The sequence below is a fragment of the Suicoccus acidiformans genome, from assembly GCF_003546865.1.
Lineage (GTDB): Bacteria > Bacillota > Bacilli > Lactobacillales > Aerococcaceae > Suicoccus > Suicoccus acidiformans.
The window spans coordinates 586432-604321 of record NZ_CP023434.1; the positions used below are offsets into that span (position 1 = coordinate 586432).

13 protein-coding genes and 1 riboswitch are annotated in these 17890 nt (G+C 43.5%); of the genes, 9 read left to right on the forward strand and 4 right to left on the reverse strand.

Annotation, left to right across the window (positions count from 1 at the left end; translation table 11 throughout):
* The first annotated feature begins 35 nt into the window (after positions 1-35).
* From allW to CL176_RS02895, 7 genes are all read left to right on the forward strand, one after another.
* Positions 36-1508, forward strand: a complete 1473-nt coding sequence (allW, locus tag CL176_RS02865) for an allantoin permease (RefSeq protein WP_118989972.1) — start codon at positions 36-38, stop codon at positions 1506-1508.
* 17 nt (positions 1509-1525) lie between these two features.
* Positions 1526-2887 carry an allantoinase AllB gene (allB, locus tag CL176_RS02870; RefSeq protein ID WP_118989973.1) on the forward strand — a complete coding sequence of 454 codons (1362 nt, stop codon included), beginning with the start codon at positions 1526-1528 and terminating at the stop codon, positions 2885-2887.
* 247 nt (positions 2888-3134) lie between these two features.
* Positions 3135-4655 carry an ABC transporter substrate-binding protein gene (locus CL176_RS02875; RefSeq protein WP_118989974.1) on the forward strand — a complete coding sequence of 507 codons (1521 nt, stop codon included), beginning with the start codon at positions 3135-3137 and terminating at the stop codon, positions 4653-4655.
* A 9-nt stretch (positions 4656-4664) separates the two neighbouring features.
* A complete protein-coding gene (locus tag CL176_RS02880) occupies positions 4665-5591 on the forward strand; it encodes an ABC transporter permease (RefSeq protein WP_162890797.1) in 927 nt (308 codons plus the stop codon).
* Positions 5591-6376 (forward strand): ABC transporter permease, encoded by a 786-nt coding sequence (locus CL176_RS02885; protein ID WP_118989976.1) that lies wholly within the window; start codon positions 5591-5593, stop codon positions 6374-6376. The genes CL176_RS02880 and CL176_RS02885 overlap by 1 nt, the downstream gene beginning before the upstream one ends.
* A 12-nt stretch (positions 6377-6388) precedes the next feature.
* Positions 6389-7969 (forward strand): ABC transporter ATP-binding protein, encoded by a 1581-nt coding sequence (locus CL176_RS02890; RefSeq protein WP_118989977.1) that lies wholly within the window; start codon positions 6389-6391, stop codon positions 7967-7969.
* Between the two features lie 174 nt (positions 7970-8143).
* Positions 8144-8359 (forward strand): hypothetical protein, encoded by a 216-nt coding sequence (locus CL176_RS02895; RefSeq protein WP_118989978.1) that lies wholly within the window; start codon positions 8144-8146, stop codon positions 8357-8359.
* 1207 nt (positions 8360-9566) lie between these two features.
* Here CL176_RS02895 and CL176_RS02900 read toward each other — a convergent pair.
* The 3 genes from CL176_RS02900 to CL176_RS02910 form a co-directional block, all read right to left on the reverse strand.
* A complete protein-coding gene (locus CL176_RS02900; protein WP_118989979.1) occupies positions 9567-10565 on the reverse strand; it encodes a 2-hydroxyacid dehydrogenase in 999 nt (332 codons plus the stop codon).
* A 14-nt stretch (positions 10566-10579) separates the two neighbouring features.
* The gene (locus CL176_RS02905) at positions 10580-11638 is read right to left on the reverse strand and encodes an AEC family transporter (RefSeq protein WP_118989980.1); all 1059 of its coding nucleotides are present in this window, start codon (positions 11636-11638) and stop codon (positions 10580-10582) included.
* A gap of 169 nt (positions 11639-11807) precedes the next feature.
* Positions 11808-12554, reverse strand: a complete 747-nt coding sequence (locus tag CL176_RS02910) for a cyclase family protein (RefSeq protein WP_118989981.1) — start codon at positions 12552-12554, stop codon at positions 11808-11810.
* A 126-nt stretch (positions 12555-12680) separates the two neighbouring features.
* Here CL176_RS02910 and CL176_RS02915 point away from each other — a divergent pair, with 126 nt between their 5' ends.
* Together CL176_RS02915 and CL176_RS02920 are read left to right on the forward strand one after the other, a co-directional pair.
* Positions 12681-13151, forward strand: coding sequence for a pyridoxamine 5'-phosphate oxidase family protein (locus CL176_RS02915; protein WP_118989982.1), 471 nt, complete (start codon positions 12681-12683; stop codon positions 13149-13151).
* Between the two features lie 512 nt (positions 13152-13663).
* Entirely contained in the window at positions 13664-15406 is a 1743-nt protein-coding gene (locus CL176_RS02920) for a purple acid phosphatase family protein (RefSeq protein WP_118989983.1), read from the forward strand.
* A 426-nt stretch (positions 15407-15832) separates the two neighbouring features.
* Here the strand turns inward: CL176_RS02920 and CL176_RS02925 are convergent, their stop codons facing one another.
* The gene (locus CL176_RS02925) at positions 15833-16864 is read right to left on the reverse strand and encodes a branched-chain amino acid aminotransferase (protein WP_118991550.1); all 1032 of its coding nucleotides are present in this window, start codon (positions 16862-16864) and stop codon (positions 15833-15835) included.
* Positions 16865-17697: 833 nt separating this feature from the next.
* A riboswitch (M-box (ykoK) riboswitch) is annotated at positions 17698-17865 on the forward strand.
* Positions 17866-17890: the final 25 nt, after the last annotated feature.

A 17890-nucleotide genomic window follows, 5' to 3' on the forward strand; every position in this document is an offset into this window, starting at 1 on the left:
TAGAAATTATTTGCTAGAAATAAGAGGAGACGATTATGGAGACTCATGATTTATTTGTTACACAGGAGCAGCTGGAACGGTATCGTCAGCGTGGATACACCAATGCAGACATCTTGCCGAAGACGAAAGAAAAACGGAATATGAATCTCATGAACTACTTCACTTTATGGATGGGTTCAATTCATAATATTTCAAACTATGTGGCAGTGGGAGGATTCCTGGCTCTTGGCATGAAGCCGATGCATGTGGTCCTGGCGATTATTCTCGCAGGGGTAATCACAGCGCTTGTAATGGCTTTTAATGGTCGGGCGGGATCTAAATATGGGATCCCTTTTGCTATGCATTTGCGTTCAGTCTTTGGAGATATCGGTTCCAAATTGCCTGGCGCCTTACGAGGCGTCGTGGCAGCAATTGCATGGTTTGGGGTACAGAATTATTTCGGTTCTCAGGCCTTGCTTGTGTTGATTATACGTTTCTTTCCGGCTTTTGCTGGGATTGCACCAGGATTTAATTTTTTAGGTTTAACTGCGCCTGAATTTATTTGCTTTGCCCTTTTCTTTATCATCAATGTGTTAATTGGTTTAGGTGGTGGCGGAGTCCTCAATCGCTTTACAGCAATCTTAAATCCACTGATTTACTTGGTCTTTGGAGGTATGATGATTTGGGGTATTCAACAAGCTGGATTTGGCGCTATTTTCTCTTATCAAGCCACTGAAGTCAGCTCAACCACCACTTTCATGGGATATTTAATTATCATTGCGGCTATTCTTTCAACATGGGCTGCGCCTGCTGTGTCGGTATCTGACTTTACTCAGAATGCGGAAAGCACGCGTGATCAATCGATTGGTCAGATGCTTTCAATGCTCGTGGGTTATATTATCTTTGCTTTTGCTGCTGTAGCTGTGTTAAATGGCGCTTCTGTGGCAGGCATTAATCATGACGGGCAAGTCTTGAATATTGTAAATAGTTGGGACTCTAATATCGCTGTTTTTGTAGCATCTTTTGTTCTGCTTATGACAACAGTATCCACAAATGCAACAGGGAATATCATTCCAGCAGCTTACCAGTTAACAGCTTTATTCCCAAGCGTAATGAATTATCGTCGAGGTGTTTTAGCCGCCAGTCTAGTTAGTTTCATTATTCTGCCATGGCGTTTCGCCAACTCTGCAGGAGGCTTTATTACCTTCTTGAACTTAATTGGTTCCTTGTTAGGACCCGTTGCGGGTGTGATGATGATTCACTTCTACTTAATTAAAAACCAAATCATTGATCTTAACGCTTTATACTTTGCTAAAGAGGATGCTTCACTAAGTCAGTATAGTGGAATTAACACTAACGCTTATATAGCTACATTTGCTGGCTTAATTGTGTCGATTATCGGTCAATTCATTCCAAGTTTAGCTTGGCTTTCAGAAATTGGCTGGATTGCCGGCTTTGCCATTGCGGCAGCTGTGTATTATGTTTTAACACTATTAGGTAAAGATAAATTCTCTACCAGAGTGAAATAATAAAAGGAGGAGTCTAAATGACTTATGAAGTAGTTATCAAGAACGGGAAGGTAATTCTTCCCTCAGGTGCAGTTGAGACAGATGTTGCTATCCAAGAGGGGAAAATCGCTGCAGTTGGTCATGGCCTTAGCGGAGCGAAAGAAGTAGATGCAACAGGAAAAATTGTTTCCCCAGGAATGTTCGACGCACACGTACATATTACTGAAAATGGGGGCGGCTACCGCGATGAATGGGAAGGCTATGTAACAGGTACGTCAGCTTGTGCTAAAGGTGGGGTAACGTCTTTCTTAGAAATGCCACTAAATCAAGTGCCAGCAACTGTTGATGCAGCTTCCTTAGAAGATAAGTATCAATCTGGTCAAGGCAAGCTGAAAGTGGATGTTTACACATTTGGAGGCCTCGTCCCTTATAATGTTGAGACAGGAGGAATCCAAGAGCTCGATGAAGGAGGAGCTACCGCTTATAAATGCTTTATGGCAACTTGTGGCGACCGTTCAATTGATGGCGATTTCCAGAATGTGGATGATTATTCTTTATATGAAGGTATGCGTCAAATCGCCAAAACTGGTAAAGTTCTCTCAATACATGCCGAGAATGCTGCCATTACTGATCGTTTAGGTGAGATAGCACAAGCTGAAGGTAAATCTAAATTATCCGAATATGTTGCTACACGTCCTGTGTTCACGGAAGTCGAACCAATTCAACGAGCAATATTACTGGCCAAAGAGACAGGTTGTCGAATTCATATTTGTCACGTAGCTTGTCCGGAGGGTGTGGAAGCCGTTCTAGAAGGCCAACGCCAAGGTGTTGATGTGACGTGTGAAACCTGTTTACATTACCTTTACTTTACGACAGATGAGTTAGATGAAATTGGTAACGTGGCTAAGTGTTCTCCGCCAATCCGTGATCAACGTGCGCAAGATGGTCTATGGGAACATTTAAAAGAAGGAAATATTATAACGCAAGTATCTGACCACTCACCGTGTACACCGGACTTGAAAGATAAAGAGAATGCTTTTGACGCATGGGGCGGCATTTCCGGAGTACAAAATGATGTAGATATCTTCTTTGATGAAGCGGTAAATAAACGTGGAATGTCGTTAGAAAGATTTGCTGATATTATCGCGACTGCTCCAACCAAACGATTTGGTATTGAGGAAAAAGGTTCAATCGAAGTTGGTAAAGATGCGGATATCGTAATCATAGACCCTGAGCAGTCTTATACTTTAGAAGCAGAAGATTTAGAGTATCGCAATAAGATTAGCCCTTACATTGGTCGTGAAATCGGTGCTTCGATTGTTGCAACCTATGTTCGAGGCAATGAAGTCTATAGCCAAGAAAATGGCGTAACTGATGAATTTGTTGGTGAATTTAAATAAAGGGTTCGAAATATAAATTATAAATGAACCATCCACCCGGATTTCTACAATAGATGAAATCCGGGTTTTTAATGTGGGAGTTGACGCTTTCCCCACCAATTTTTAAGTTCCAATAAGACAAGCAGAACATTCACCTTTATAGATAACACTATGTGAATATTCTTCCAAAAAAGTCTTGCTATCTCACAATATTTAAGTATACTATAATTAATTAGGTCAACCTAAATAAAAGGAGGTAGAATTATTTATGAATTCAAGGAATTTAACGAAGCAATGGACTATGGCCTTTATTGCTTGCGTGCTGCTACTGGCTAGTCTGGCAATAGCGCCTTTGCGGTATGTAGCAGCCAGTGAAGGAGGCTATGTAATTGGTACAGGGCGAGTGGTGCCTAATACGGATCCGATGCAATCGAGCTGGTTGTTGACATCTCACGGGGTAAGTGAGTATGTGTATCAGCAGGATGCAGAAGGGAATTTATACTCCCGTTTCATTAAAACGTTAGAGAAAGTAGACAGCAATACTTGGCAGGCTGAGTTGAATGAAGGTGTTTTCTTCGCGGATGGTAGCGAAGTGGATGCAGAAGCTTTGGCAGCTTCGATGAATGAAATCCAAGAGAAGAATGAATTGGCGCAAGCAACGGCAGGGCGCTTAATTTTCACGGCTGATGATAGTTATCAAATGACGATTGCAACAGAGCGTGAGACCAATGTCATGATGTCGATTCTTGGTGAATGGACCAATGTCGTCTTCAAGCAAGCTGGCGACGAATATATCTACACAGGACCTTACCAGGTTGAAAGTTTGCGACCTCAGGAAGAGATTGTCCTAACACCCAATACTTATTACCCTGAAGCAAATCAAAGGCAACAAGTAACATTGAAGGCCTTTCAAGACGAGACAGCTATGCGCCTGGCCTTCGAAAATGATGAATTAGACATGATTTATCCAATTTCACCAGATTTGAAAGAACAATTGGAAGCAGCGGGAGAAGTGACTAAATCAATCGATGCTGGTTACCAATACTTTATGACGGTGAATATGACGCAAGGTCCGCTGGCTGATTCTGCGTTGCGCGAGGCGCTTGATTTGGGGCTGAACCGAGAAGAGTATTTACAAGCTTTGAAAGGTGGCTATGAAGCGACAAGCTTATTTGCTCACTATTTCGACTTTAATGGAGATATTGCGAAGAGATTTGATCCAGAGACTGCTGCCAAAATCTTGGATGATGCGGGGTGGACTTTAAATGAGGATGGGTTGCGTGAGAAAGACGGAGAAACACTGGCCTTGAACTTAGCGACGCTTTCATTCCGTAAAGACTTGGTGCTTTTATCAACTGTAATCGCCTCACAATTAGAGGGATTAGGAATCACCTGCCAAGTTGAAGCCTTGGACAATGCGGAAGATTTAGATGCTACGTCAGGCTATGATTTGCTTTTATATTCACAGCATACCGCCCCAACCGGTGAACCAAGTTTCTTCTTAAATCAATTCTACCGTACGAATGGGCCAAAGAATCAGTTTGGTTATTCCAATCCTGAAGTGGATCAATTACTCGATGAATTAGGTGCAGCCAAAGAGAGTGCAGAGGTTAATCAATTGGCCAAGGATATCCAAGAAATTATCTTAGCAGAAGATCGTCCGGTCTTATTGGTGATTGATCCGCAGTGGCACGCGGCCGTGTCTGAAGAATTAGCAGACTACTCCATTTATTGTGGGGATTATTACATTGTCAATGATCAGCTAGGACTAGATACATATGGAGAATAGGTGATTCTTTTGACAAATTTAGGCAAAATATTCTTGAGATGGTTAGGCCTTTTCTGGGCAGTGAGTGTGGTAGCTTTTCTTCTGCCACGCTTAATGCCGGATTATCCAGTGCATTATTATTTGCAGCAATATCAATTACCGGTCACGCCAGAGAATATTCAAATTGTTGAGGAACAATGGGGGCTTAATCGCTCCCTTTTTGTTCAGTATGGGCACTGGTTAGGGCGTTTTATCCAAGGTGATTGGGGCAGGGCCTATATGACAGGGTTGGATGTGCGCACTGAGCTGTTTCGGCGCTTACCCTATTCATTATTAATGGCCTGTGGGGGCTTGCTTTTAGGTGGCTTGTGGGCCTATGTCTTAGGTTTCTTAGCAGTCTTGCAGGAGAATGGCTTTTGGGGGAAGGTATCTAGAGTACACACTTTACTAGCATCGACTTTCCCTAGCTTAATTTCAGGTGTGTTATTAATTTATCTATTAAGTAATCGCTGGAAGCTTTTATCTTTTTACGGGGAGCATAAGTTACCTGGTATACTGATATCAAGTTTGCTTATTGCCTTTTATCAATCTGGGCATTTGACTCGGATTGTTATCCGACATTTGGAGGAGGTGAAGGCTCAAGCCTACATTCAAACCATGCAAACACGAGGCTTTTCTTTAAAGACTGTCCTCTGGAAGTATGGCTACCACTACACCATGTACGGTTTACTATCAGCGATGCTGCCTCAATTCAGTTGGGTGATTGGTGGAACAAGCATTCTTGAATATACGTTTGCGATTCCCGGAATCAGCGCCTTCTTAATTGATAGTATCTCCCACCGGGATTATGTCGTAATTCAAGGCTATTTGATGCTGACAATTGCTTGGATGTTTGGCATGCACGTAATAGTGGAAGGTTTGCTGGTTAGTTTGCAGCAAGAGGAGGCGGCATTGTGATGACTTTAACTACTAAAGAGCGAATTGCCGTGGGTCTGAGCGTACTCTTTATCGTCTTCTTATTGTTTGCCCCAGGAAATAGCCCGCGCCAAGTGGATATGCTTGCGACTTTACGAGCACCTTCTGCGGAACATTGGCTTGGAACTGATCATTTGGGGCGGGATTTACTTACTTTGATGAAGCATGGTTGTATTCGAACTTTGTTAATGCTGTTTAGCGCGAGTGTGACTGGGCTTATTATCGGGGTGAGTCTCGGACTTTTGGCTGGATATTTCGACTGTTGGTGGAGTCGGGGGCTAGTCTTTATGGCTGAGATTGTACTGACCATTCCAACGTTTATCTTAGCACTGATTATTACGGCCTTACTTGGTCTGACGCCGGTTTCGGCTGGTTTCGTATTAGGTTTTTCTAGTTCAGGGCATTATATTGTCCAAATTAGCCAGCTAGTCAAAGAGGTCAAAGAGCGTCCGTATATTGAACTCTTGCATAAGACAGGGATTTCCCATCGCCGTATCATCTTTCGCCATGTTTGGGTCAATATTCTGCCTGTGATTTTGACGAGTTTCGGTAACCAAGTGAGTAATTATGTCTTGGATTATGCTGGATTGACCTTTATTGGACTTGGAACCGATCCGACTCAAGCGGACTGGGGAACGATGCTATACCAATATCGCCTCTACCTTTTTGATGCACCGTGGCTGGTAATTCTGCCATGCTTGGGTATCTTCTGTATTGCTTTAGTTTTCCATATTCTATTCGACCGCTCCTACCAATCACTAGCTTAGAAGGAGAAAGCCATGTCTTTTGAGAAATTTATCTATCATAAGGTATCCCTTGGCGTTGGTTCACAAACTATCTTACACAATGTTTCCCTTGAGATTGCTGCGAGGGAAACAGTGGGCCTCATCGGCTCATCCGGTTCTGGAAAGAGCATGCTCGTCAAGAGTATTTATCCATTCTTGCTACCTAAAGGCAGTAATGTGAGCGGACAGATAAAGCTAAAACATAAATCACAAGAAACAGAATGTTTGACCTTAGGAACGAAGAGGGTGAATCCTGTCCTATTGCAAGAGGTAGCAATTATTCTGCAGGATTCTTTGAATGCGCTCAATCCCAATTTCACGATTGGCCAGCAAATGCAACAATACTACCGTCAGCTTGTACGGATGGGGCAACGTCCAATAACAGAGATGAAAACGTCGATTCAAGCTGTTCTACAAGCGGTGCGACTTGATTCTAGTGAGGCATTCCTGGCCAAGTATCCTTATCAGCTATCAGGTGGGATGAAACAAAGGGTGAATATTGCTTTGGCCCTGCTTGCCCGTCCATCCTTATTAATTGCTGATGAATCCACCACAGCTTTGGACGCCATCAACAAGCAAGAAGTTATCAAGACTTTACAAGTAGTAAATCAGAATTTAGGTGTTGCGGTATTATTTATTAGCCATGATCTGAGTCTGGTTGCCCAGCTCTGTGAGCGGATTTATGTGATGGATCAAGGACAGGTAGTGGAAACGGGGCCACGGACAGCTATTCTGGAAAGTCCCCAATCGACGATGGGACAAAAGCTTGTTCAGGCCTATCAAGCTTTGCAAAGCCATGGGGCTGAAGAGGCGTCAGCAGGACAAGAGAAGGTGCCCATACTTGTGGCGGAGGGGTTGTGTTACCACCTGCCAGACAAGCATATTCTGAAGGAGGTATCTTTTGAATTGTATGCCCGAGACGCCTTGGGCGTTGTAGGCTCATCCGGATCAGGCAAGACAACTTTGGCCAGTGTATTGACCGGCATACGCCAATCAACGGCAGGAAGAATTATTTATGAAGGTAAAGCAATTCATGGGAAAAGCCTGGCTATGTTCCGGGATATTCAAATTATACCGCAAAATCCTTACAATGCATTTGATCCTTTTGTGCGTATTCGTGACCATATGGCGGAGATTATCCGTATGCTTTCCTTACAAAAAGGAATACCTGAAGCAACTTCTTGGGCCTATTTGGCGCAACTTATGGCCACGTCTCAGGTGGAGGAAGCTTTATTGGATCGTATGCCTAAGCAGCTATCCGGCGGTCAACTACAACGCCTATCGATGATTCGGATTTTATTATTACGACCGAAGATTCTCATTGCCGACGAGATTACTTCATCGGTGGACTTGAGTGCGGCTATTGGGATTGTGGACTTATTACGTAAGTTGCAGGAGGAGCTCAGTTTTTCTCTCATCTTTATCAGTCACGATATGGCCATGGTGCGCCAAGTCTGTAATCGACTGTTAATACTAGCAGAAGGTGAGGTGCAAGAATGCGGACAAACGCAAGAAGTTCTTAACCACCCACAAAAAGCAGTGAGTCAGGCCCTGATTGTAGCGGCGGGAATTTGAGTAGGCTAAGAAGAGTTTGTTAGAATAAAGCGCTTTGTGTAAAGATGCTATCAGCGTGTAAGCGAGGTACTACAATTCTTCTTGATATATAGGCAATTTCATATTATTACCCTTACTTTGTGTATTATGCTTACTTCACAAGGTGAGTTATTAGAAAATAGGAGATTAATAATCGTGTCGATGCTAAAAAACAAGCGAAAATCAAATTATAATTCTAAGAAAGTATGCGAATCATTGTTGATTGAAGCCGCTAATTCTGAGGTAATCGTCTCTAAGAAAAATCTTAAAGTTTTTGGAGATAGAATTTATGAAACGATGACACATTATTCTTATGAAGAAAAAGAGCTTGACTGGGGAGAAGATTTAGGAAGTGAGCAAATAGAGTGGTGAAAACCATATAATCCAGGAGATATTGTCTTTGTCGATTTGAATCCTAAAGGTGTAGGGCCACTGAATCGCGTTCATGTGTTTCAGCGTGAGTAGAAAATGATTATAATAAGGCTTTTATATCATAATCGTGCTGCGTATGTCTAGTTCTCCCAAATACTTGGCAGAAAAATATCAAGCCATTCCATTTTTTCTGGGACTGTCTACTAATCATTTTGTGAATGGACGATTCTCTTGCAACATTTAAGAGCAATAGACCCATAGGAATGTATTCGTTCGAATGCAGTTTACCGATGAGATGAGTTATCTTTCAACCATATTCAAAGAATCTGTATCGAAATATCCCAATAGATTATCTGATTCTGATTGAACGAAATTTATAATCAATGCGAAACGCCTCTAGCCGGACATATCGGTTGGAGGCGTTTGGCTTAGGGAGTACTTTCATCATATAATCCCATAATTAATCGACTGAGTGGAGGATAGTCCACAAAAGAACCGTACTGACTGCAACGCTTACTTGTAGCATACTCTTTAGTAAGAGTAAAAGCTGTCATCTCACTAATGTTACTATCATAATCGGATTGACAAAAAATAGAGTTTTCTGCGCAAACTTCAACCTGTGATTTGCAATATAACTATGGCTATACAGAATAACTGGTCGCCCATCTTAATGGTGAATATCGACTAAATTAGGTGACCATGACGTTATTTAAACAAATAAGACCAAATATTCCCCGAAATGCGTCATCCTTTAGTGAAACGTCGACACACCTGGCTCAGTGAATATCGCTAAATGTGGACTTACTTGCATCTGATAGCTGAACCCACAAGATGCCAGGCAATATTTACCCCAAAGACGTCGTGTCACTTTATTGCGTAAAAGATAGACAACCCTATCTTCCAGAAGTTAGCTGTCAGATTGACATCATCTTACCGGATTCCGTCGGAGTTGGTTCCCACGGAATTTTGTGCGATTTCGATTCCGTGGGGCGTCTTTCCCACGGAACTTTGCGGAGTTTTTATTCCGTCGGATGCCGTCTCAACGGAATCACGTCGCATTTACCCGACACCCAACAACGCTCAAACCAAATCGAACGCCTCTGACATCTTGCTCAGGCCAATCTACCAACCTAAACAAACGCACCTACTCAACTGAGCGGGTGCGTTTGGTGCGTAAGTTTACCGGCTGAATAAGTCGGACGCAAACTTAAAATAACAAATTGTCTGAAGTGCCGGTTTCTAGGACGTCGTTGAAGTTGTCGAAGCTGTATTCGACCATGTTCTTCACGGCTTCGTCGGTGTTTGAGCCGACGTGTGGGGTGATGATGGCTTTTGGATACAGTTTGGTTAATTCGCGGACAGAATCAACGGGGATGTCGTCTACGGAGTCGAAGCTCTTGAAGAAGACGTCGCCTTCATTTGGAATAACGTCGGTTGCGTAGCCGTATAGTTCGTCATTCTTTAAGGCTTCTACGATGGCTTCAGTGTCTTGAATCTCAGCCCGGGCGGTATTGACCAGTATAGCGTCATTGCACATTTTGCTAAGGAAGTCTTTATTAATCATTTCATCGTTCTCGCCTGGGATGTGCGGAACGTGCATGGACACGATGTCACTTTGGGCAAGGAGTTCGTCTTGTTCAACGAATTCGACGACTTCTTTAGCTGCGTCTGATTGGAAGACGTCGTAGCCTAGAACGCGGGCACCCATCGCTTTATACATTTGGGCTTCAACTAGTCCGATGCGGCCGGTACCGATGATACCAACGGTACAGTTACGGATTTCGCGTGAGAACATTTGCGGTGTGACACGGAAGTCAGCGCGGCTAGTGCGGTCGGCGGTGTATTGTACGTTGCGTAGTAAAGTCATCGCCATTGTTACGGCTAATTCAGCAATTGCGTTAGGTGAATAACCGGGGACGCGGGCGACTTTCTGGCCGAGGTCTTTGGCTGCGTCTAAGTCGATGTGGTTGAAGCCAACGGTACGGGTGAAGACGAGGTCGATGCCGTAGTCTTTCATGATTTCAAGGTTTTTCCGGTCAGCTACACAGTTCGCCCGGAGTAAGACGGCGTCGTGGCCTTTGGCGGTTTCGATGTTGTCGTGGGTTAATAATTCTTCGTAAAGGGTTAAATCGTAGTTGTATTTGTTGTTTTCTTCAAAGGTTGTAACCTCGTTGGGACGAACACCATAACAAGCAATTTTTAACATAGTTTTCTCCTTTATTAGATAATGCCAGCGTTAGACAAGATAGATAAGACAACGATCCATAGAGGAATCGCAATGACGGCAGCAATCGTTGATAGTAGTGATGCATTAGATGCCAAGGTTGCGTCGCGGTCGAAGTTAATTGCATATGCGGCTGCAACGGTTGCGGTTGGGGTTGCCATCATGATGACGGTTGTAGCAATCGAAGTACTTCCTAAATCGAGGAAGCCAACAGCGTTCAAGCCAAGAATAAAGAGTAGATTGATTAAAGGTACAGCGACAACTTTCACGATACTGTAGTACCAAGCTGTGTTATTGGTGGCTGCTTCTTTCACGTCCAACTCACCTAATTGTGCCCCAATGGATAACCAGGCTAGTGGTGAAGATAGGCCAGCTAAATATTGGAGCGGACGGTATAGCCAGTATGCCGTTTGGTCAATACGCAGGAAGGCGTAAGAACCAACTTCACCTGTGACCGCGTCGGTTACGGTGACTTGCGGCAGGTTACTTTGGAAGATCCAAATTAATAACCCAGCAAATGTTGCGATAATGATTGAATTACCGAAGATTTGCTTAAGATTCTTCTTTTCGAATTTCAAGCCACTCATCATAATATAGCCATAGGTATAAAGGAAAATCCGGTAGCCAATATTGAAGATATTCGCGTAAATTGTTCCTTCATCCCCATAAATTGAACTAACAATCGGCGTACCAAAAAATGTCGTCGAACCAAAAATACTCAATACGGCCAAGGTCTTGCGACGATCGCCATCATAGTGACGGTAAAATAGCGGTGTCAATAACATCAAAATAACATAAACTAAAATTCCCCAAATAAGGACATCAATACTTTGATTCAACTGCTCTTGGTCAATATCCTTCATAAAGGCCGTAAAAGCTAGAGCCGGCAAGGCCAAGTTTAAGACAACGCTTGAAAGAGTCTTACTGACCGTTTCGTTGAAAATTCCTTGTTTGCGGAAATAATACCCGAGCAAAATGATAAAGACGGTTGAAGTAATCGCACTGACAGTCTTCATATCCGTGAATGTTTGAACAAGAATCTCTCCTAAATTCATAAAAACCTCCCAAAAATTTGCTGTGCATGTGAATGCCTGTAAAGAATATCACAAACTTTTGGGAGGTTATATTTATTTAATTAATTTATGTGTTTTGAAACTTAATGAAAGTAGAAGGTATGCATTTATATGCAATCTTTATTACAATTGACTCTTTGTGACACATTTATTATGCTCTGGGCACTACCGCAAAGACTTCCGCAGGAAAGCCGGGTGCTTCATCAATGTGAGGCACCGTGACAAAAATCACGCCACCAACTGCGGGTAACTGATCGAGATTGGCCATAAGTTCTACTTGATACTTATCCTCACGAAGCCAGTAATCTTCAGCCACGAGAAAGCCCGCTTCGGCAGCTTCCACGCCACTATCTGTATTCAAGGTTTCGTGGCCAATCGCGGTTACCTTGCGCTCACGACTCAGAAACTCAAGGGCTGGCACCGACCAACCCGGCGTGTGTTCCACACCTGCCTCGTCTTTATTCTCAAAAGCCGCCACATCACCAAAGCGTGGATACCATTTGCTGGAGAAGGCAACAAAGCTACCGACTGGAATTTCACCGTATTCCGCTTCAAAATCTAGAATATCTTGTACGGTCACAGCATAACCAGGATTTTCTGCCACCTTATCTTCCAAGTGCAGGACGTAGAGGGGAAGAATCCGTTCTTTGAGAGGAATATCTTCTAGACTCCGCTTGGTTGGTCCACCGAAATGCTTGGGTGCGTCGATATGGGTACCGTGGGAAGTGCCGATAATGTATTCTCTGGAATCAACACCGCCTTCATCGAATTTAGAAATAACGTTGAAGCTCATGGGGTTGAAGGTATGGTAGATGGGAATCGTCGGGGTCACGTCATGGGTTAGGTTAATCCAATCATGTTCTAAAAGGGCTTGCATTAATTCTTGTACTTTGCTCATATCTATCTTCCTTTCTGAGTATATTATAAGATAATTTACATAGATTTGGTAGGGTTTACAGTTGTCGAAAATCTTGGAATGGGCTAGAATAGATATAAATAAATAATTCACAAGAAGGGTGATTTCATGCATGCAGCAGATATTCTCAAAATACTTCAAGAAGACATGGGGCCAGCAGTAATTGCGACGGCGGACGCGACGGGGCAGCCACATGCGCGTAATATTCATATCGGCTTGGCCAATGATGCGGGCATATTCTTTATGACGAGTCCGGATACAGCTTTTTATCAACAGTTAATGGATAATCCTAAAATTGCCGTCTCAGCCTTGTCCAAAGATGCGTATTTAGTGCAAGTCATTCGAATTGAAGGCCTGGTCCGCCCAGTAGACCGCTCAGCTTTGGAAGAAATTCTAGCCAACCATCCTTTTGTAGATCAAGTCTATCCTAACGATGACTTGGCTACAACGGCTCAAGTGTTCCAATTATACCAAGGTGAAGGCTTTTACCAAAGTATGTCCCAAGGGCATAAATATGTCTTCTCCATTGGTGAAGCTGATCCAGATGCCCATGCTATCCAAGGTGGTCACGGCATGTAAGTGAATGAGACTGAAGTCTAAAGATGCAAACATCATGTGCACGTATTTGGAGTGTCTTTCAAATGCGTGTTTTTTTATTGTGCGCTTAGGAAGGCCTGGCAGCAACTCTCATCAAATAAGAAGACCAACCGCAATCCCACAAGCACACAGGGTTACACCTTGCGTCGGGGAGTGCAGTATATCTTAGATTGCGATGTTGCGCGCATTATTTGGCCTCAAAAGTGCCGGTTAGGTTTACGGTTTTCGCATTGCTTCGTTATTGCGACAATTTCACTCCTGGCAGAGGTTGAAGCGTCTAGGACTAGGATTTCGGATTCGAGACATACCGCAGCATAAAGCACATATCTGCACCATTTCAGAAAAGCGCTGTATTTGATAGGTATTCAACTTCATTTTTTGCCATGTTCAAATGTCTTCTTCTGTATTATCTTTTACTTTAAATTTACAGAAAATTTACACCGCTTTGTTACAATTGGGAAGGAAGAAAACGAATATAATTAGGAGGAAGATGAATGAAGAAACGACAAAGAATACTCGCTTCGATTCTTGTGAGTGTGCAACTTTTAGCACCAGCAACGGTGATGGGGCAAGAATATTTAAGTTACAGTGAAGAAAAGCCGGCAGTAGCTGAGATTGAGGTGAATAATACACCGAACCGGATTGTTGCGTCTTTCCACGGCGATACGCAAACCCGTCTGGCTTTCAATTGGTATACGACGGATTTGGCAGAGAATCCGGTAGTATTGGTATCGACTTCTAAGGATATGGCCGATCCGCTGGTATTTGAAGCAGAGGCAAAGGAAGTGGAGAACGAGTACGCTGAGCGTACGGAGGAGGGTTACTTCATCTTTGCCGATGTGGAGCGTGATGAAGAGGATGATCCGGTCTTGGATGATGAGGGTAATTTCACCGTCAAGCAAGGTTATTTCACTGATGAAGGTTTAGAAGATGAAATTGATTGGATTGAGAATGGTGATGACTATGGTATCAACACCTTCATCCCAGTCAAGGAGCATTCTTATAAGGCGATTGCCGATGGCTTGGAAGCAGACACTACTTACTACTATCAAGTGGGATCTCAAGAAGGCGAACTCAGTGAAATCGGCACGTTCAAAACCTCCGGGGAATCAGGAGAAGCTTTCCAATTCTTACACGTCACCGACACGCAAAATGCCTTCTTCAACGAGAATACGCGTAATGAAGCTATTTGGGGTGGTGACACCTTCCGTCGGGCGTTGGACAATTCTGAGGCAGATTTTGTAATTCATACAGGAGATTGGATTGATTCAGCCGATTTAGAAGATGAGTGGGTTGATATATTCCGCCATTCGCAAGACTCCTTATTGGAATTGCCGTGGACTGTAATTCCAGGAAACCATGATTATGACAAAGTATATGGAGGCCATACTTATGAGGAGTTTAACGAACACTTTAATGTGCCGAACGTGCGCACAGAAGAGAATACGGGGAATTACTATTCCTTCGACTACAACGGCGTGCATTTCGTCGTAGCAGACACAGATGAACAAGAGTTCAATGATGAGGGCGCCATGTTTACCGAGGAGCAGATGACTTGGTTGCGCGAAGATATTCAAGCAGCTCGTGACAATGGTGCTAAATGGGTCATTCTAGGCTATCATCGTCCGCTCTTCTCCATGAGTTACCACTCACTCCAAGATGAAGAAATTCAACCGGTCCGCGATGAATTGATGCAAATGATTGATGAGTTAGACGTTGATTTAGTTCTCAACGGCCATGACCACAACCTTTCTCGGACGAAGCCACTTGTCTATGCAGATAACTTTGCTTCCGCTGAAGTGGACTATGCGGAAGTGATTCTAGGTAGCGACATGGTTGAATATTACGTGAATCCTGAAGGAACGGTCTTCAACTTGCCTAATACAGCGGGTACAAAGACTTACGAAGCAATCTACAACCGACCTTTAGACTTCATTCACACCGCCCGTCCGAAATTGGAATGGTTAACCCAAGAGCAAGTAGATTACTTCCGCACGCTTTTCGCAGTGGGCATGCAACCGCAACAATCCCAAGCTTTTGTAGACTCGCACTCAAACTACCGCGACTCTGACGTGCAAACGTATTCCATTATCGACGTTACCGAAGACACCATCGTTGTCAAGACATACAACGTCTATGGTGACTTACTTCAAGGCGAAGAACGTATCACCCAACTTGTCGACAGCTACGGCATATACAAAGGTGACAACCCTGAAAGCCTAACTGAAGCCCAGTAAGTACCAAAAGCTAAACCAAAAAGCAAACAGCGCAACCTAAGTGAATAGGGAGCGCTGTTTGTGCTAGAAGCAGGGTGATATTATAGATGAAGTTGCCATGATTTAAACCGTGCTTTCATATTCTCTTTATGACTAGGACAACCGCAAACCCTGCAGAAATCGACCCGCCACGTAATGACGCCACGGTTTCATTTTAATTTAAATATCAGAAATAGGACTGTGGCGCGGTTTCGTTTTGACGCAAATATCATGCCTGTACCCTCCAATGAAAGATAAAGATGCGACGACGTAAGTAGTGTCTCCCACGTATCCTATCATATTTAAGGCCATCACTTTCAATGTGTAGCAAAGAGCACACTCTTCCACGCTAAACACTAAAACCACGCAGAAGCCCATCAATAGCGGGAGCTGCGTGGTTTTGCTTGTTTATACTTTTTGGATCCAGCCTTCTGGGGCTTCTTTATCGCCGAATTGAATACCGGTCAGCTCATCATATAATGCTTGAGTCACAGGACCAACTTCCGTTTCGGAGTGGAAAATCAGTTTTTCATCGCCATTGGTGATGCTACCGACTGGCGTGATTACTGCTGCGGTACCCATTGCACCGGCTTCTTTGAATTGGTCGAGGTCTTTGACATAGACATCACCTTCTTCAACCTTCATACCAAGACGGTGTTCCGCAATATATATAAGGGAATACTTCGTAATACTTGGTAAGATGGATGGAGACTGTGGTGTAACAAAGGTATTGTCTTCTCGAATACCAAAGAAGTTCGCTGAGCCAACTTCTTCGATTTTCGTATGAGTGGCTGGGTCAAGGAAGATAGCGTCCGCAAAGCCATTGGCTTTCGCTTCAACTTCAGCGTCAAAGCTGGCAGCGTAGTTGCCACCAACCTTAGCCGCACCGGTTCCTTTTGGCGCAGCCCGATCATACTTACTAATCATAAAGCGTGCTGGTTGTAAGCCGCCTTTGAAATAAGCGCCAACTGGTGTAACATAAATGCCGAAGAGGGCTTCGTCAGCTGGTTTTACACCGAGGATATCGCCAATACCGATGAGATAAGGCCGAATATACAAAGTCGCACCAGAGCCGTAAGGTGGAATCCATGCTTCGTTTGCGTGCACGATTTCTTTGACGGCTTCAATAAAGCTGTCTTCTGGGAAAGGTGGCAGGTGTATTTTGCGAGCGGATTGAACCATACGTTTCGCATTCTGATCAGGGCGGAATAGGTTAATCGAGCCGTCTTTCGTACGGTAGGCTTTCATTCCTTCGAAACACTGTTGGCCGTAGTGGATGGCAGGGGAGGCTTCGCTGATGGTAATCATCTTATCTGTGACAATTTCGCCTTCGCCCCATTTGCCGTTTTTATAATAGGCGCGGTAGCTTTGGCCTGTATCTATGTACCTAAAGCCTATATTATCCCAATCCAACTGGTCTGGTGTAACTTGTGTTGTCATATCTTTCATCCTTTCTAAAATAAAAAAGCCAATCCAGATTATGACATCTAAATAGGCCAGCAGGTGTTCACTCAAGCACTATACCTCATGCGCACATGATTGCGCTAGCATAGGGATATAGTGTTAGTGAATCACACTCTCAATGTCTTTTCTTCACCCAATATCATACCAAAAATGGGCTATAAGTCAACAGTATTCTCTCATGAGAATTTAATTTAGGACAAGCAATAACCTCCCGGACAAACTATGCATCCGAGGGTTATCTTACTGCACACAAATAGGGAAAGCTCCTTCGGTTACGGAATCTTTGTTCCAATGAATTTTATCCGGAATGATGTGCCTCGCGTCATCTTCCGCTCTTTGTTGAGGAGCCCTTCCCTCTACAAGTATTATAGCACATAATGTAAGCGTTTTATAAGGGGCAATTTTAAATTTCGGAAAAAATGAAAGTAAACAGATTCCACGTTGCAAGTTGACTTCTCACTAGATTCTGCCACAATACAATTGAGGGTAACGCAAGAAATCCTTACTGCAACCACAATACCCCGAGAAGCGAGCACTACTCGGGGTATTTTTGCCACCTTCTGAGGAGAAGGCGTGTGGGCCTAAGGGTTACCCGTTCTTGCTAGGATGATTATCGGCTAAACCGGTGCGAAAATAGTAGAGAGAATCTTCCACTTTAAGCTAGCCAGTCCAAGTATATTAAGCAGCGGACTGGCTCGCTTTTTTGTGTCAACTCAATCGAATGCGCTAACGTTTTAGCCTAAAAAATATTTTGGTCAGAAATATTTGACAAAAGGAATCGGTGTGCTAGAATGAGTAGTGGAAAATTTAATACGGTTTGTTAGGTGAGGCTCCTATGCATACATAGGCTACTGCCCAAGAATGTCCAGAGACGCCAATGGGTATAACAGGTTCGGTCGAATTAAGGCCCTACATAAGGTAGCTAACGCGAAGCGTTTACGATGCACAGTGCTAAAGCTGCTCAAAGAATCTGAGATTTTTTTGTGCATTTTTTAGGGGCGT

Excerpts from the sequence above, each read along its gene's own strand:
- allW (WP_118989972.1), top strand. The coding sequence starts at position 36 with ATGGAGACTCATGATTTATTTGTTACACAGGAGCAGCTGGAACGGTAT.
- allB (WP_118989973.1), top strand. The coding sequence starts at position 1,526 with ATGACTTATGAAGTAGTTATCAAGAACGGGAAGGTAATTCTTCCCTCA.
- CL176_RS02875 (WP_118989974.1), top strand. The coding sequence starts at position 3,135 with ATGAATTCAAGGAATTTAACGAAGCAATGGACTATGGCCTTTATTGCT.
- CL176_RS02885 (WP_118989976.1), top strand. The coding sequence starts at position 5,591 with ATGACTTTAACTACTAAAGAGCGAATTGCCGTGGGTCTGAGCGTACTC.
- CL176_RS02890 (WP_118989977.1), top strand. The coding sequence starts at position 6,389 with ATGTCTTTTGAGAAATTTATCTATCATAAGGTATCCCTTGGCGTTGGT.
- CL176_RS02900 (WP_118989979.1), bottom strand. The coding sequence starts at position 10,565 with ATGTTAAAAATTGCTTGTTATGGTGTTCGTCCCAACGAGGTTACAACC.
- CL176_RS02905 (WP_118989980.1), bottom strand. The coding sequence starts at position 11,638 with ATGAATTTAGGAGAGATTCTTGTTCAAACATTCACGGATATGAAGACT.
- CL176_RS02910 (WP_118989981.1), bottom strand. The coding sequence starts at position 12,554 with ATGAGCAAAGTACAAGAATTAATGCAAGCCCTTTTAGAACATGATTGG.
- CL176_RS02915 (WP_118989982.1), top strand. The coding sequence starts at position 12,681 with ATGCATGCAGCAGATATTCTCAAAATACTTCAAGAAGACATGGGGCCA.
- CL176_RS02920 (WP_118989983.1), top strand. The coding sequence starts at position 13,664 with ATGAAGAAACGACAAAGAATACTCGCTTCGATTCTTGTGAGTGTGCAA.
- CL176_RS02925 (WP_118991550.1), bottom strand. The coding sequence starts at position 16,864 with ATGACAACACAAGTTACACCAGACCAGTTGGATTGGGATAATATAGGC.